Genomic DNA, 14,346 nt, shown 5'->3' with positions numbered 1-14,346 from the left:
CCTCAGACGCGATCGATGATCTTCTCGCCGAACAACCCTTGGGGTCGGAAGAGAAGGAAGACGAGGGCGAGCACGTAGGCGAACCAGATCTCGATGCCGCCGCCGACGAAGGGGCCGAGGTAGACCTCGGAGAGCTTCTCGCCCACGCCGATGATGAGTCCGCCGATGATGGCGCCGGGCACGGAGGTCAGCCCGCCGAGGATGACCACGGGCAGCGCGCGCAGCGCCAGGGTGGTGAGCGAGAACTGCACGCCCAGCTTGGAGCCCCAGATGATGCCGGCGACCAGGGCGGTGACGCCGGCGACGAACCACACGATGACCCAGATGCGGTTGAGCGCGATGCCGATGGACTGGGCGGCCTGGTGGTCGTCGGCCACGGCGCGCAGCGCGCGCCCGGTGCTGGTCTTCTGGAAGAACAGGCTGAGCGCGCCCACCAGCAGCGCGGCGATGCAGGCGGCGTAGACGTCTTCGAGGTTGATGAGCACGCCGCCGGGGAAGGTGCTCTCCATGAGGAAGACCGGGTCCTTGGGCATGCCCACGTTGATGGCGTAGATGTTCGAGCCGAACAGGGTCTGGCCCAGGCCGTCGAGGAAGTAGGTGATGCCCAGGGTGGCCATGAGCAGCGTCACGCCCTCCTGGTTGACCAGGTGGCGCAGCACCAGGCGCTCGATCAGCCAGGCCACCACCCACATCAGCGCGGCGGCCAGCACGAAGGCGATGGCGTTGGCCAGGATGAGGCTTTCGATGCCGATCCACTGCGGCACCCAGGTCGAGAAGCGCGCCATCGCCAGCGCGGCGAACAGCACCATCGCGCCCTGCGCGAAGTTGAACACCCCCGAGGCCTTGAAGATCAGCACGAAGCCCAGCGCCACCAGGGAGTACAGCATGCCGGCCATGAGGCCGCCGAAGAGCGATTCGAGGAAGAAGGCCATGGCTACATCTGCTCCATCAGTGGCTCGTGCCGAGGTAGGCGCGGATGACCTCCTCGTTGCCGCGCACCTCTTCGGGGGTGCCGTCGCCGATCTTCTTTCCGTAGTCGAGCACCACCACGCGATCGGAGATGTCCATCACCACCCCCATGTCGTGCTCGATCAGCACGATGGTGGTGCCGAACTCGTCGTTGACGTCCAGGATGAAGCGGCTCATGTCCTGCTTCTCCTCCAGGTTCATGCCCGCCATGGGCTCATCGAGCAGCAGCACCTGCGGCTGCATGGCCAGCGCGCGGCCCAGGTCCACGCGCTTTTGCAGCCCGTAGGGGAGCGTGCCCACCGGCGTCTTGCGGTAGGCCTGGATCTCCAGGAAGTCGATGATGTTCTCGACGAAGGCGCGGTGCTGCTCCTCCTCCTGCTGCGCCGAGCCCAGCCACTTCAGGCCCGCGAACGGGTGGCGAAACGCCTGCGCGAGCAAGCCGCTCTTGACGCGCAGGTTGCGCCCGCTCATGAGGTTGTCGATCACGCTCATGCCCTTGAACAGCGCCAGGTTCTGGAAGGTGCGCGCGATCCCCATCTCGGCCACCTGGCGACTGTTCATGTGCCGGAAGGTCTGGCCACGAAAGCTGATCGAGCCCTCCTGCGGCTGGTACACCCCGTTGATGCAGTTGAGCATGGAGCTCTTGCCCGCGCCGTTGGGCCCGATGATGGCGCGCACCTCGTGCTCTCGCACGTCAAAGCTGATGTCGGTCAGCGCCTTGACCCCGCCAAAGCGCAGGCTGATGTTCTTCACATCCAGGATCACCTCGCCGATCTTCTTGGCGCCCGCGCTGGCGGCCGCGCCCCCGGCGCTGCCCGACTCGCCCGTTTGGTCCATGTCGATCTGCCTCATGCCGCCTCCTTCACCGGGGCGAAGGTCTTGGCGTCTCGGATCTGCAGCGTGGCGCTGACCGAGCCCGTGCGACCGTCCTCGAACTTGACCTGCGTCTGGATGAACTGCTCGCGCTTGCCCGCGTACAGCGCCTCCACCAGCGCCTGGTACTTCTCGCCAATGAAGCCGCGGCGCACCTTGTTCGTGCGCGTGAGCTCGCCGTCGTCGGCGTCGAGCTCCTTGTGCAGCACCAAGAAGCGGCTGATCTGGCTGCCCGCCAGCCGCTCGTCTCGGCTGAGGTCGGCGTTGACCTGCTCCACGCACTGCGCGATGAGCTCGTAGACCTCGGGCTTGGCCGCCAGGTCGGTGTAGCCCGTGTACGGCAAGTTGCGCCGCTCGGCCCAGTTGCCCACGGCCTCGAAGTCGATGTTGACCATCACGCACACGCGATCTCGCCCGTCGCCAAAGGCCACCGCCTCCTTGATGTGCGAGAAGAACTTGAGCTTGTTCTCCACGTACTTGGGCGCGAACATGGCGCCGTCGTGCGCGCCACCGCTCAGGCGCCCCACGTCCTTGACCCGGTCGATGATCTTCAGGTGCCCCGCCGCGTCGATGAAGCCCGCGTCGCTGGTGTGGTACCAGCCCTCGGCGTCCAGCACCTCGGCCGTGGCCTGCGGGTTCTTGTGGTACTCCTTGAGCAGCCCGGGCGAGCGCACCAGGATCTCGCCCGTCTCGCTGAGCTTGATCTGCACCCCCTCGCAGGGCACCCCCACCGTGTCGGCCCTGGCCTCGTGGTCGGGCTGCAGGCACACGAAGACGGCCGTCTCCGTGGAGCCGTAGAGCTGCTTCAGGTTCACCCCGATGCTGCGGTAGAAGCTGAAGAGGTCCGGCCCGATGGCCTCGCCCGCGGTGTAGGCCACGCGCACGCGGCTTAGGCCCAGGTTGTTGCGCAGCGGGCCGTAGACCAGCCAGTCGCCTAGGCGGTACTTCAGCCGGTCCCACGCGCCCACCGGCTTGCCGTCCATGAGGTCCGGGCCCACGCGGCGCGCCAGCCCCATGGCGCTGTGAAAGAGCCAGCGCTTGAGCGCGCCCGCGTCTTCCATGCGGATCATCACGCTGGTCAGCAGGCCCTCGAAGACCCGGGGCGGGGCGAAGTAGTAGGTCGGCCCCACCTCCTTCATGTCGATGCTGACCGTGGCGCTGCTCTCCGGGCAGTTGACCACGTAGCCGCTGACCAGCCACTGCGCGTAGGAGAAGATGTTCTGCCCGATCCACGCCGGCGGCAGGTAGGCCAGCACCTCGTCGCTCGGGCCCAGCTTGTCAAAGCGCGCGCCCGCCCCCGCGCGGTCGAGCAGGCCGCGGTGCAGGTGCACCACCCCCTTGGGGTTGCCCGTCGTGCCGCTGGTGAAGAACATCGCCGCCACGTCATCGGGCTGGCCCTGCTCGACCTGCTCGTCGAAGAACCCAGGGTGCGCCCGATCGAACGCCTCGCCCGCGCCCACCAGCGCGTCCAGGCTTTGCAGCCCCGCCTGCTCGTAGTTCCTCAGCCCGCGCGCATCGTCGTACCAGATGCGCTCGAGCTGCGGGCACTGCCCCCGGATCTCCAGCATCTTGTCCACCTGCTCCTGGTCTTCCACCACGCACAACCGCACCTCGGCGTTGTTGATCGGAAAGACGCACTCCCCAGCCACCGCGTCCTGGTACAGCGGCACCGCGATCGCCCCCAGCGACTGCGCCGCCAGCATCGTCGCGTACAGCCTCGGCCGGTTCGCCCCGATCACCACCAGGTGCTCCCCACGCCTCAAGCCCGCCTCGTGCAGACCACACGCCAGACACCTCACCAGCCGCAGCATCTCGCCCCAGCTCGTCGTCTGCCAGATCCCGTACGCCTTCTCTCGCATCGCGGGCGCGTCGGGCCGCTGCGTCGCGTGGTCCCGCAGCATCCGCGGAAAAGTCGTCTGCATGCCTCGTCTCCTGTGGTCCCGACGCGGGCGCTCGCTGGCGGCACCGGGCGGGGGTATGGAACGCATGGTAGGCCCGGGTTTGACGTTATGTTGTCTGTGTGACGACAATTGAGGGTCTACCCTGCTAGGACTTTCCCCATGTACCTTGCCGCCCGCCGCAGCGCCATCCGCGAGCGCGCACGCCGCCCCACCGAGGCCGAGCTCGCCGGCATTCCCTGGTTGCCGCCCTTGCAGGGCGAGGCGCGCGAGCGCGCGCTGGACGCGCTGCAGGTGGTGGAGGCCGAGGCCGGCGACTACGTCTGCCGCATCGGGCGGCCAGTGACCTACTGGTTCGGCCTCGTCGATGGTCTGCTCAAGATGACGAACGACGATTCCAGCGGCCCCGCGATCACCTTCACGGGGGTGGCGCCCGGCGGCTGGTTTGGCGAGGGCACGGTGCTCAAGCACGAGCAGTACCGCTACAACATCCAGGCCTTGCGCAAGAGCCTGATCGCGGGCCTGTCGGTGGAGACCTTTGACTGGTTGCTGGACCATTCCATCGGTTTCAACCGCTTCGTGATGCACCAGCTCAACGAGCGCCTGGGCCAGTTCATCGCCGCGCGCGAGGTGGACCGCCTGGGCAGTCCCGACCTGCGCGTGGCGCGCAACCTGGCGGCCCTGTTCCACCCGCTGCTGTCGCCCAACGTGGGTGGCATCCTGCGCATCACGCAGCAGGAACTGGCCTACCTGGTGGGCCTGTCGCGCCAGCGCGTGAACGAGGCCCTGGGCGCGCTGCAGGCGAAGGGGTGGATCCGCATCGAGTACGGGGGGCTGCGCGTGCTGGACCTCCAGGCATTGCGCTCGGGCGATCTGGGCTGAGCGCTTCCCGGCCGCGGGCCGGCGTGGCCGGGGCCGTCCTTCTCCTACACGCCGCGGCGCACCTTTCCTACGCCGCGCGCCCGCGCTCCGGCGGAACATGGCGCATCCCAACCCCAAGGAGGTCAGCCATGAACGTCAAAATCGCCACCGCCGTCGCCCTGTGCGCCGTGTCCGCCTTCGCCACCGCCCAGACCATGAGCAAGGCGGAGTACGACGCGGCCAAGGAGCGCATCGAGATGAACTACAAGACCGCGAAGAAGGCCTGTGATGCCATGAAGGACAACGCCAAGGACGTGTGCCAGGAAGAAGCCAAGGGCACGGAGCGCGTCGACAAGGCGGCCCTGGAGCAGCAGTACAAGGCTTCGCCGGACAACGCCCGCAAGCTCGAGAAGGCGAAGGCCGACAGCGCCTACGACATCGCCAAGGAGAAGTGCGAAGACCAGACCGGCGACGCCCAGAAGGTGTGCAAGGCCGACGCGAAGGCCGAGCACGAACGGGCCCTGAAGGCCGCCAAGGGCAAGGCCTGACCGCGGCTCGGACGACGGAGATCGCCCTTCGGGGCGATTTCTTTTTTTGTCGGTGGTGGGGTTGGCGACAATCGCTGCCATGGCATCCGATCCCCCCAAGCGAACGCTCAAGCTCAAGCCCGCGGCTCCCAAGCCCCCGGCCGATCCGCGCGCGCCCCGCCGCCCGCCGGTGCGGCCCCCCGGCCCGGCCCGCGCCCGCCCCCTGAGCAGCGCGCAGCGGCCCGAACTGCCCGTGCAGCCCGCGGCCACCGCCACGGCCCCCCGGGCCAGCGAGCCCGGCAAGGCGCCCCGCCGCGACGCCGCCCCACCTCCTGCGCCCGCCACGCCCCGCGACGGCACGCGCCTCAACAAGCGCCTGGCCGAGCTGGGCCTGTGCTCGCGCCGCGAGGCCGACGAGTGGATCGCCAATGGCTGGGTCAGCGTGGACGGCGCCGTGGCCGCCATAGGACAGGCGGTGGGGCCCGGCGCCCGCATCGAGGTGCTGCCCGCCGCGCAAAGGGCCCAGGGCGAGCGCGTCACCATCCTGCTGCACAAGCCCGTGGGCTATGTGAGCGGCCAGCCCGAGGACGGCCACGAGGCCGCCGTCGTGCTGCTGAACGCCAGGACCCACTGGAAGGACGACCGCAGCCCGCGCCGCTTCTCGCCCGCGCAGCTCAAGGGCCTGGCGCCGGCCGGCCGGCTCGACATCGACTCCACCGGCCTGCTCGTGCTCACGCAGGACGGGCGGGTCGCCCGCGCCCTTATCGGCGAGGACAGCGAGGTGGAGAAGGAGTACCTGGTGCGCGTGGTGTGGGCGCCGCACGGGCCGAAAGGGCCGGGCGTGGTCGAGCAGGACGTGCAGGCCGTGTTCCCCGCCGAACGGCTGGCGCGGCTGCGCCACGGCCTGTCGCTCGATGGCCAGCCGCTCAGGCCCGCGGGCGTGGACTGGCTCAACCCCGAGCAGCTGCGCTTTGTGCTCACCGAGGGCAAGAAGCGCCAGATCCGCCGCATGTGCGAGGCGGTGGGCCTGCACGTGGTGGGCCTCAAGCGAGTGCGCATCGGCCGCGTGGCCCTGGGCCAGCTGCCCCAGGGGCAGTGGCGCTACCTGCTTCCCGACGAAGTGTTCTGACGCCGCCGGTCCCCCGGCCGGTGTGCGCCCCGGGGCCTGTCCACAATGGGGCATGGCCGCCTCCCCACCGCCAACCCCCCGCCAGCGGCACCTGCGTCCCAGCGATCTGCGGGCCGCCGCCCAGCTGGCCACGCAGGCCACGCTCGGCGTGGTCGGCATTGCCGAGGGCGTGCACCAGGCCGTGCGCCAACGCATTGGCCTGCCGGCGGGCGAGGCGCCGGAGCGTGCCGGCGGCCTCACCGGGCGAGTCTATGGGGCCATTCGTGGGGTCGCGCACGGCGTGGGCGCAGGCATCGACGGTGTGTTGCACAGCGTTCTGCCCTTGTTTGACGACCCCACCGAGGCCGGGCAGGACTCGCCCGGTCGTGAGGCCGTGGTGGCGGCGATCAACGGGGTGCTCGGGGACCGCCTCGCGGCCATGGGCAACGCGCTCGCCCAGCCGATGGAGTGGCGCCAGGGCGAGCGGGTGTTGCCCACGCGGCAGGCCGAACGGTTCGATCGGGCGCTGCAGGGGGCCAGGCCCCACCTGCTGCTGATGGTGCACGGCCTGTGCATGAACGACACGCAATGGCGGCGCGGCGGACATGACCACACCGAGGTGCTGAGCGAGGCGCTGCGGGCCACCCCTTTGCGCCTGCGCTACAACAGCGGCCTGCGCATCGCGGCCAACGGCCGCGAACTGGCGCACCAGCTGGAACGCGTGCTGACCCTGTGGCCGCTGCCCGTGCAGGGCATCACCATCGTGGGCCACAGCATGGGCGGACTGGTGGCGCGAAGCGCGGTGCACGAGGCACGCCGCGCGGGATACCGCTGGCCCGACCTGCTCAAGCACCTGGTGTTCCTGGGGACACCGCACCACGGTGCCCCTCTGGAGCGGGCGGGACACGGCGCGGATCTGCTGCTCGGCTCCTCGCCGTTTTCCGCTCCGCTGGCGCGACTGGGTCGCCTGCGCAGCGCGGGCATCGTCGACCTGCGGTATGGCCACCTGCGGCACCCGGATGAGGGGCGCATGGATGAACCGCTGCCTTTGCCCGACGGCGTGGCCTGCTTTGGCGTGGCGGCCTGCCTGGCACCGCGCCGGGGCCTGCTGGCGGAGCGCCTGGTGGGCGACGGCCTGGTTCCCCTGCGCAGCGCCCTGGGTGAACACGACGAGCCCGCGCGCCGCCTGGCCTTCGCGCGCGGCAGCCTGCGCGTGGTGTACCGCACCGGGCACCTCGACCTGTTGTCCAGCCCGCCGGTGGCCGAGCAGCTGCGGCAGTGGCTGAGCGCCGCGCCAGCGTTGTCGGCCGCTTGAGACGGGGGGCTTGAAAAGCCCTTCCACCGCCCCCAGTTGCGCGGCGCTCGGTGCGCGCCGGTGCGCTGCCGGCGAGCGTTTTCCGTTTCCCTCATCATTCCCGCCATGAGCAAACAGACCCATTCCTTCCAGGCCGAGGTGGCCCAGCTGCTGCACCTCGTCACGCACTCGCTGTACTCCAATCCCGACATCTTCCTGCGCGAGCTGGTCTCGAACGCCTCCGATGCCTGCGACAAGCTGCGCTTCGAGGCGCTGAACAACAGCGCCCTGTACGAGGACGCGCCCGAGCTGGAGGTCCGCATCGCCTTCGACAAGGACGCGCGCACCCTCACCATCACCGACAACGGCATCGGCATGAGCGCGCCGGAGGCGATCGACCACCTGGGCACCATCGCCAAAAGCGGCACGCGCGACTTCATGAGCCGGCTCACGGGCGATCAGAAGTCCGACGCCCAGCTCATCGGCCAGTTCGGCGTGGGCTTCTATTCGGGCTTCATCGTGGCCGACAAGATCGTCGTGGAGAGCCGGCGAGCGGGCCTGCCGGCCAGCGAGGGCGTTCGCTGGACCAGTGGCGGCAGCGGCGACTTCGAGGTCGAGGCCATCGAGCGCGCCGCGCGCGGCACCAGCGTGATCCTGCACCTGCGCGAGGACAAGACGGAGTACCTCAACCACTGGAAGCTCAAGTCCATCGTCGGCAAGTACAGCGACCACATCAGCTTGCCCATCCGCATGCAGGAAGAGGAGTGGGACGCCGAAAAAGGCGAGTACCGCCTCAAGGACGAATGGACCACGGTGAACTCGGCCAACGCGCTGTGGGCGCGGCCGAAGAAGGACATCACCGATGAGCAGTACGTCGAGTTCTACAAGAACCTGAGCTACGACAGCGAGGCCCCGTTGAGCTGGAGCCACCACCGCGTGGAGGGCAGCACCGAGTACACGCAGCTGCTCTACCTGCCGGCCAAGGCGCCGCAGGACCTGTGGAACCGCGACCGCAAGGCCGGCATCAAGCTTTACGTGCGGCGCGTCTTCATCATGGACGAGGCCGAGGCGCTGATGCCCGCTTACCTGCGCTGGGTCAAGGGCGTGGTCGATTCGAGCGACCTGCCGCTCAACGTGAGCCGCGAGCTGCTGCAGGAAAGCCGCGACGTGAAAGCCATCCGCGAGGGCAATACCCGCCGCGTGCTGGGCATGCTCGACGAGCTGAGCAAGGATGCGGAGAAGTACGCGGCGTTCTACGCCGAGTTCGGCGCCGTGCTCAAGGAGGGCCTGGGCGAGGACTTCACCAACCGCGACAAGCTGGCCAAGCTGCTGCGCTTTGCCAGCAGCACGCAGGCCGAGCCGGGCTCGCTGGCCGACTACAAGTCGCGCATGAAAGAAGGCCAGAAGGCCATCTACTACATCACCGCCGACTCCATCGCCGCCGCGCGCAACAGCCCGCAGCTGGAGGTGTTCCGCCAGAAGGGCATCGAGGTGCTGCTGATGGCCGATCGCGTGGACGAGTGGGCGCTGTCTTTCCTGCCCGAGTTCGACGGCACGCCGCTGCAGAGCGTGGCCAAGGGCGCGGTGGACCTGGGCGACCTGCAGGACGAGGCCGAGAAGCAGGCCGCCGAAGCCGCCGCCGAAGGTTTCAAGCCCGTGCTGGAGAAGCTCAAGGAAGCGCTCAAGGACCGCGTGAAAGACGTGCGCGCGACCTCGCGCCTGGTGGATTCGCCGGCGTGTCTGGTGGTGGAGGACGGTGACTACTCCATGCAGCTCGCGCGCCTGCTCAAGCAGGCGGGCCAGAAGGCGCCCGAGGTCAAGCCCATCCTGGAGGTGAACGCGGGCCACCCGCTGGTGAAGAAGCTGGAGGGCAACGAGCGTTTCGACGACCTCGCGCACGTGCTGTTCGACCAGGCCCTGCTGGCCGAGGGCGGCCTGCCCGAAGACCCGGCGGCCTACGTTCGGCGCGTCAATGCCCTGCTGGTGTGACGAACGGGTGCCGGGGCGGGGCACTTTGCGCCGGCGCCGGGTTCACAATCGCATGTCTCCCGATCGAAAGCCCACCGTGACCGTCCGCCTCTCCCGCACGCTTGCCGCCTTGTCCCTTGCCGCCCTGCTGGGGGGCTGCGCCAGCGTGGGCGTGGGTTTCGGCATCCCCGTGGGGCCGGTGACCATCGGTGTGGGTGCCAGCAACAGCGGCGTGAGCCTGGGCGTGGGCGCGGGCGTGGGGCCGGTGGGTGTGGGTGTCGGCGTGGACCAGGGCGGCCGCGTGAACGCGGGCGTGGGCGTGGGCGCCAGCACCGAGATCGGCAACAGCGGCGTGCGCGCGGGTGTCGGCGTGGGCACGGGCACCACGATCTACGACCCGAACAGGCCCAACCGCTGAGGTTGGCGCGCCCACAAAAAACCCGCCGGGCCCGGCGGGTTTTTTCATGGGTGCGGGGACGGGCTCACGCCACGGTCAGCGTGACCGGGATGTTGCCGCGCGTGGCGTTGGAGTAGGGGCAGACCTGGTGCGCGGTGTTCACCAGGTCCTCGGCCACGGCGCGGTCCATGCCGGGCAGGTGGATGGTCATGCGCACGGCGATGCCGAAGCCCTGCGGAATGGGGCCGATGTCGACCTCGGCGTCGATGGCGGCGTTGGCCGGCACGGCGATCTTCTTCATGCCCGCCACGTGCTTCATGGCGCCCATGAAGCAGGCCGAATAGCCCGCGGCGAACATCTGCTCGGGGTTGGTGCCGTTGCCGGCGCCGCCCATGGCCTTGGGCGGCGCGAGCTTGACCTCGAGCAGGCCATCGTCGGAGCGGGACGTGCCTTCGCGGCCACCGGTGGTGTGGGCGCGCGCGGTGTAGACGACTTTGTCGAGCGTGGTGGGCATGGTGGTTTCTCCTGGGTGGGTGCTGGTGACAGCGGGTGGAATGGATGGGGGGTGGGGTCAGGCGCTGAGCCGGTCGCGCAGCTGCCGCACGTCGCGCGTGAGGGCGATGGCTTCCTGCACGGTGCATTGCGCGGCCTGCAGCACGCACGAGGGGATGCGCGCGGCGCGGGCCTTGAGCCGGCGGCCGGCGGTGGTGAGGCGAACCAGCACGCGACGTTCGTCCTGCGTGTCGCGCAGCCGGGCGACCAGGCCGATGGCTTCCAGGCGCTTGAGCAGCGGGGTGAGCGTGCCGGAATCGAGGGTGAGGCGCTCGCCTAGGGCGGAGACGCTCAGGCTGTCCTCTTCCCACAGCGCCAGCATGGCCAGGTACTGCGGGTAGGTCAGGCCCAGCTCGTCCAGCCAGGGCTTGTACAGCTTGGTCATGGCCAGCGAAGCCGAGTACAGCGCGAAACACAGCTGGTGGTCGAGCTTGAGCAGGTCGCTGGTGGAGGGGGGCGTCGATGCCATGGCGAGAGTGTGGGTTGAATTTAGATTGTGTGCAATTCAATTGAGTAAAAGACAACTGCCAGAGCAGGGCCTTTCGCGCGCGGCGCGGCCGAGCTTATGCGAGTGCTTTGGTGTTAACCCCTGAGGGTGTGCCCCGGCGGGGCCGGCATCAGGCCTGCAGCGGCGCTTGCTGCATGGCCTCGATCTGTTCGCGCAGCAGGTCGACCTGGCCGCGCCAGTGGTCGCGGCCGCCGAACCAGGGGAAGTTGATCGGGAAGGCCGGGTCGTCCCAGCGGCGCGCGATCCAGGCGTTGTAGTGCACCAGCCGCAGGGTGCGCAGGGCCTCGATGAGCGCCAGTTCGCGCCGGTCGAAGGGGCGGAACTGCTCGTAGCCGTCGAGCAGGGCGGACAGCTGCAGGGTCTGCTGGCGCCGGTCGCCGGACAGCAGCATCCACAGGTCCTGCACGGCCGGGCCCAGGCGGGCGTCGTCCAGGTCCACGAAGTGCGGGCCCGCGCCGGGCAGGCCTTCGGGTGTCCAGAGCACGTTGCCCGGGTGGCAGTCGCCGTGCAGGCGCAGGCGTGCGATGCCCTGCGGGTCGCTGTCGCCGCCGGCGCGCAGCACGGGATGGGCCTCGATGAGCGTGAGCGCCTCGTCGAGCGCGGCGCACCATTCGCGCCGCACCTCGGGGGCGATCATTTCGTGCTCCAGCAGCCAGTCGCGTGGCTCGCGCGCGAAGCTGGCGCTGTCGAGCGCGGGTCGGTGCGCGAAAGGGCGCGCGGCGCCCACGGTGTGCAGCCGCGCGAGGAAGCGGCCGATCCACTCCAGCACCTCGAGGTCGTCGAGCTCGGGCCGGCGCCCGCCGCGGCGTGGCCAGGCGCCCCAGGCGAAGCCCGCGTGGTGGTGCAGGGTGGCGCCGTCGGCGGCCAGCGGCGCCACGGCCGGTACCTCGGCGGCGGCCAGCTCGGCCGCGAAGGCGTGCTCCTCGGCGATCTGCGCGTCGCTCCAGCGGCCCGGCCGGTAGAACTTGAGCACCACCACCTCGTGGCCGTCCACCGGCCGCTCCAGGTGCGCCTGGTAGACGCGGTTCTCGAAGCTGTTGAGCGTGGTCAGGCGGCCATCGCCGCGCAGGCCGACGGCATCGAGCGCGTCGAGCACGGCGTCGGGGGTGAGGGTGTCGAAGGGGTGCGGGGTCGGCATGGTCATGCGCGATTGTCCAGGGTCGGTTCGCGGCGCTCACCTATCATCGCCGCATGCCTTCCGTTTCCCGTTCCGCCGCGCGGCCCAAGCCGGCGCAAGACCTTCACGCGCAACTGCCCGAGCTGCGGCCGGAGCAGTCGATCGAGCTGCTCAAGGAGTTGCACATCCTCACGCGCGAGGGGCGGCTGAACCAGGACACGCGGCGCAAACTCAAGCAGGTCTACCACCTGGTGCAGTTCATTGAGCCCCTGCTGGCGCAGGTGCTGGCCGAGCGCGGCGACGTGGTGCTGGCCGACCATGGCGCGGGCAAGTCCTACCTGGGCTTCATCCTGTACGACCTGGTGCTCAAGCCGCGCGGCCAGGGCTCAGTCATCGGCGTGGAGGCGCGCGCGGAGCTGGTGGAGCGCTCGCAGGTGCTGGCGCAACGCCTGGGCTTCGAGCGCATGCGCTTCCTGGCCGCGACGGTGCAGCAGGCCATGCAACACAGCGAGTTGCCCGCGCGCGTGGACGTGGTGACGGCGCTGCACGCCTGTGACACAGCCACCGACGACGCGATCGATTTCGCTTTGGCGCGCGAAGCGCAGTATCTGGTGCTGGTGCCCTGTTGCCAGGCCGAGGTGGCGGGCGTGATGCGCCAGCACAAGGCCTTCGCGCTCAAACAGACGCCGCTGGCGGAGCTGTGGCGCCACCCGCTGCACACGCGCGAGTTCGGCAGCCAGATCACCAACGTGTTGCGTTGCCTGCGCCTGGAAGCGCATGGCTACGACGTGACCGTCACCGAGCTCGTCGGATGGGAGCATTCCATGAAAAACGAACTCATCCTGGCCCGTAGAATGGCCGACGATCGCCACGGCCGCCAGGAGCGCGCGCGCCAGCGATTGCTGCAGGTGCTTGATCAGTTCGGCCTGCAAGCCATGCAGACCCGATTCGCGGTCTGAGCCGCGGCGGCCCCACGGGCCGCCAGTCCATGAACCGATGGCCCCCACTCGGGGTCACGGCGCCCGACGACGACCGGCCCGCGCCGGCGCCGGTCCGACGGCGTCACCGAGGAGAGCCTTTCCGTGATTCCTTCCGACATCGCCTTCCTGCTGCAGGCCATCGCCTGGCCCCTGGTGCTGCTGCTGGCCTGGTTCCTCGCCGAGTGGCTCAATGAGCGCTGGCAACTGCCGCGCGTGACCAGCTATGTGGCCGTGGGCCTGCTGGCCAGCCTGATCAACCTGCCCGGCCTCACGCCCGACATCGCGGGCCTGCCCTTCCTGGCCACGGTGGCGCTGTCGCTGGTGCTGTTCGAACTCGGTTACCGCATCAACCTGCGCTGGTTCCGCCACAACTTCTGGGTGCTGCTGCTGGGGGTGGTCGAATCGCTGGCCACCTTCGGCGCGGTGTACTGGGCCACCGGCTGGTTCGCGCTGCCCACCGACCAGCGCCTCATCATCGCCGCGGTGTCGATGGCGGCCTCGCCCGCGGGCGTGTTGCGCGTGGCGCACGAGCTGCGCAGTTCGGGCCAGGCCACCGAGCGCGTGCTGCACCTGTGCGCCATCAACTGCCTGATGGCGGTGCTGGCGCTCAAGCTCGTGGTGGGTTACTGGACGCTGTCCACCTCGGGCGATTTCGCGCTCGCGGCCTTCGGCAGCATCCACGTGGTGGGCACGTCGATTGCCGTGGGCGCGGTGCTGGGCGTGGCCATTCCCTGGCTGCTGCGGCTGCGCAATACGCACGGGCACGGCGTGACCGTGGTGTTTGCGCTGGCCGTGCTGCTGCTGACCACCGCCGCCTACGGGCTCAAGCTGTCGCCGCTGCTGGCGGCGCTGACCTTCGGCATCGTGGCGCGCGAGCGTCGCGTGCACCTCACCAGCGCGCAGCGCGACTTCGGCACCGCGGGCGACTTGCTCTCAGTGTTCCTGTTCGTCTACATCGCCTCGCTGCTGACCTGGACCGACGTGCCCACCACCTTCATCATGGGCCTGGCCCTGATCCTGGTCCGCACCGCCGTCAAGGTGTTCTGCAACGTCTCGGCGGCGCGGCTGTCGGGCATTTCCGAGCGCAAGGGCCTGCTCACGGGCCTGGCGCTCACGCCCATGTCGGCCTTCGCGATCCTGCTCATCGAAGAAACGCGGCTCTATGGCTTCGAGCCCGCGGTGCAGGTGCTCGCGGCCATGGCCGGCATGATGCTGCTGCAGGAATTGCTGGGCCCCATCGTCACGCAGCGCGCCCTGATGGCCGCGCGCGAGACCCACGTCACGAAGGAATAAG

13 protein-coding genes and 1 pseudogene are annotated in these 14,346 nt (G+C 69.5%); 8 read left to right on the top strand and 6 right to left on the bottom strand.

Annotated features, from left to right (window positions below):
- Positions 1 to 2: 2 nt before the first annotated feature.
- From JNX00_RS18265 to JNX00_RS18255, 3 genes are read right to left on the bottom strand one after another with little or no spacing between them, the layout of a single operon-like run.
- Positions 3 to 932, bottom strand: coding sequence for a branched-chain amino acid ABC transporter permease (locus tag JNX00_RS18265; RefSeq protein ID WP_070401342.1), 930 nt, complete (start codon positions 930 to 932; stop codon positions 3 to 5).
- 16 nt (positions 933 to 948) lie between these two features.
- On the bottom strand, positions 949 to 1,806 hold the full coding sequence (locus JNX00_RS18260) for an ABC transporter ATP-binding protein (RefSeq protein ID WP_070401343.1): 858 nt from the start codon (positions 1,804 to 1,806) through the stop codon (positions 949 to 951).
- An 11-nt stretch (positions 1,807 to 1,817) separates the two neighbouring features.
- Entirely contained in the window at positions 1,818 to 3,764 is a 1,947-nt protein-coding gene (locus JNX00_RS18255) for an AMP-binding protein (RefSeq protein ID WP_204743100.1), read from the bottom strand.
- Between the two features lie 138 nt (positions 3,765 to 3,902).
- On the opposite strand from JNX00_RS18255, the gene JNX00_RS18250 reads away from it, so the two are divergent.
- The 6 genes and pseudogenes from JNX00_RS18250 to JNX00_RS22520 all read left to right on the top strand — a co-directional run.
- Complete coding sequence (locus tag JNX00_RS18250) at positions 3,903 to 4,622, top strand: Crp/Fnr family transcriptional regulator (protein ID WP_204743099.1); 720 nt, start codon at positions 3,903 to 3,905, stop codon at positions 4,620 to 4,622.
- Positions 4,623 to 4,750: 128 nt separating this feature from the next.
- Positions 4,751 to 5,149 (top strand): hypothetical protein, encoded by a 399-nt coding sequence (locus JNX00_RS18245; protein WP_070397096.1) that lies wholly within the window; start codon positions 4,751 to 4,753, stop codon positions 5,147 to 5,149.
- Positions 5,150 to 5,228: 79 nt separating this feature from the next.
- Positions 5,229 to 6,257, top strand: a complete 1,029-nt coding sequence (locus JNX00_RS18240) for a pseudouridine synthase (protein WP_239478177.1) — start codon at positions 5,229 to 5,231, stop codon at positions 6,255 to 6,257.
- A gap of 52 nt (positions 6,258 to 6,309) precedes the next feature.
- Positions 6,310 to 7,551 carry an alpha/beta hydrolase gene (locus JNX00_RS18235; RefSeq protein WP_204743098.1) on the top strand — a complete coding sequence of 414 codons (1,242 nt, stop codon included), beginning with the start codon at positions 6,310 to 6,312 and terminating at the stop codon, positions 7,549 to 7,551.
- Between the two features lie 105 nt (positions 7,552 to 7,656).
- A complete protein-coding gene (gene htpG / locus JNX00_RS18230) occupies positions 7,657 to 9,519 on the top strand; it encodes a molecular chaperone HtpG (RefSeq protein ID WP_070397098.1) in 1,863 nt (620 codons plus the stop codon).
- 52 nt (positions 9,520 to 9,571) lie between these two features.
- A pseudogene (locus tag JNX00_RS22520) lies at positions 9,572 to 9,907 on the top strand (hypothetical protein); the annotation flags it as partial.
- Between the two features lie 73 nt (positions 9,908 to 9,980).
- Here the strand turns inward: JNX00_RS22520 and JNX00_RS18220 are convergent.
- The 3 genes from JNX00_RS18220 to JNX00_RS18210 form a co-directional block, all read right to left on the bottom strand.
- The gene (locus JNX00_RS18220) at positions 9,981 to 10,409 is read right to left on the bottom strand and encodes an organic hydroperoxide resistance protein (protein WP_070397100.1); all 429 of its coding nucleotides are present in this window, start codon (positions 10,407 to 10,409) and stop codon (positions 9,981 to 9,983) included.
- Between the two features lie 57 nt (positions 10,410 to 10,466).
- Positions 10,467 to 10,916 carry a MarR family transcriptional regulator gene (locus tag JNX00_RS18215; protein WP_204743097.1) on the bottom strand — a complete coding sequence of 150 codons (450 nt, stop codon included), beginning with the start codon at positions 10,914 to 10,916 and terminating at the stop codon, positions 10,467 to 10,469.
- Positions 10,917 to 11,064: 148 nt separating this feature from the next.
- The gene (locus JNX00_RS18210) at positions 11,065 to 12,099 is read right to left on the bottom strand and encodes a serine/threonine protein kinase (protein ID WP_204743096.1); all 1,035 of its coding nucleotides are present in this window, start codon (positions 12,097 to 12,099) and stop codon (positions 11,065 to 11,067) included.
- A gap of 47 nt (positions 12,100 to 12,146) precedes the next feature.
- On the opposite strand from JNX00_RS18210, the gene JNX00_RS18205 reads away from it, so the two are divergent.
- On the top strand, positions 12,147 to 13,031 hold the full coding sequence (locus JNX00_RS18205; RefSeq protein ID WP_204743095.1) for an SAM-dependent methyltransferase: 885 nt from the start codon (positions 12,147 to 12,149) through the stop codon (positions 13,029 to 13,031).
- Positions 13,032 to 13,154: 123 nt separating this feature from the next.
- Entirely contained in the window at positions 13,155 to 14,345 is a 1,191-nt protein-coding gene (locus JNX00_RS18200; protein WP_204743094.1) for a cation:proton antiporter, read from the top strand.
- Position 14,346 lies beyond the last annotated feature (1 nt).

The organism is Hydrogenophaga sp. YM1 (assembly GCF_016903055.1).
Classification (GTDB): Bacteria; Pseudomonadota; Gammaproteobacteria; order Burkholderiales; family Burkholderiaceae_C; genus Hydrogenophaga; species Hydrogenophaga borbori.
Note: the sequence above shows the minus strand (reverse complement) of the source record. Positions and strands in the feature narration are given on the sequence as shown.

What these genes read in the sequence shown, in the direction of transcription:
- JNX00_RS18265 (WP_070401342.1), bottom strand. Translation starts at nt 932, where the DNA reads ATGGCCTTCTTCCTCGAATCGCTCTTCGGCGGCCTCATGGCCGGCATG.
- JNX00_RS18260 (WP_070401343.1), bottom strand. Translation starts at nt 1,806, where the DNA reads ATGGACCAAACGGGCGAGTCGGGCAGCGCCGGGGGCGCGGCCGCCAGC.
- JNX00_RS18255 (WP_204743100.1), bottom strand. Translation starts at nt 3,764, where the DNA reads ATGCAGACGACTTTTCCGCGGATGCTGCGGGACCACGCGACGCAGCGG.
- JNX00_RS18250 (WP_204743099.1), top strand. Translation starts at nt 3,903, where the DNA reads ATGTACCTTGCCGCCCGCCGCAGCGCCATCCGCGAGCGCGCACGCCGC.
- JNX00_RS18245 (WP_070397096.1), top strand. Translation starts at nt 4,751, where the DNA reads ATGAACGTCAAAATCGCCACCGCCGTCGCCCTGTGCGCCGTGTCCGCC.
- JNX00_RS18240 (WP_239478177.1), top strand. Translation starts at nt 5,229, where the DNA reads ATGGCATCCGATCCCCCCAAGCGAACGCTCAAGCTCAAGCCCGCGGCT.
- JNX00_RS18235 (WP_204743098.1), top strand. Translation starts at nt 6,310, where the DNA reads ATGGCCGCCTCCCCACCGCCAACCCCCCGCCAGCGGCACCTGCGTCCC.
- htpG (WP_070397098.1), top strand. Translation starts at nt 7,657, where the DNA reads ATGAGCAAACAGACCCATTCCTTCCAGGCCGAGGTGGCCCAGCTGCTG.
- JNX00_RS18220 (WP_070397100.1), bottom strand. Translation starts at nt 10,409, where the DNA reads ATGCCCACCACGCTCGACAAAGTCGTCTACACCGCGCGCGCCCACACC.
- JNX00_RS18215 (WP_204743097.1), bottom strand. Translation starts at nt 10,916, where the DNA reads ATGGCATCGACGCCCCCCTCCACCAGCGACCTGCTCAAGCTCGACCAC.
- JNX00_RS18210 (WP_204743096.1), bottom strand. Translation starts at nt 12,099, where the DNA reads ATGACCATGCCGACCCCGCACCCCTTCGACACCCTCACCCCCGACGCC.
- JNX00_RS18205 (WP_204743095.1), top strand. Translation starts at nt 12,147, where the DNA reads ATGCCTTCCGTTTCCCGTTCCGCCGCGCGGCCCAAGCCGGCGCAAGAC.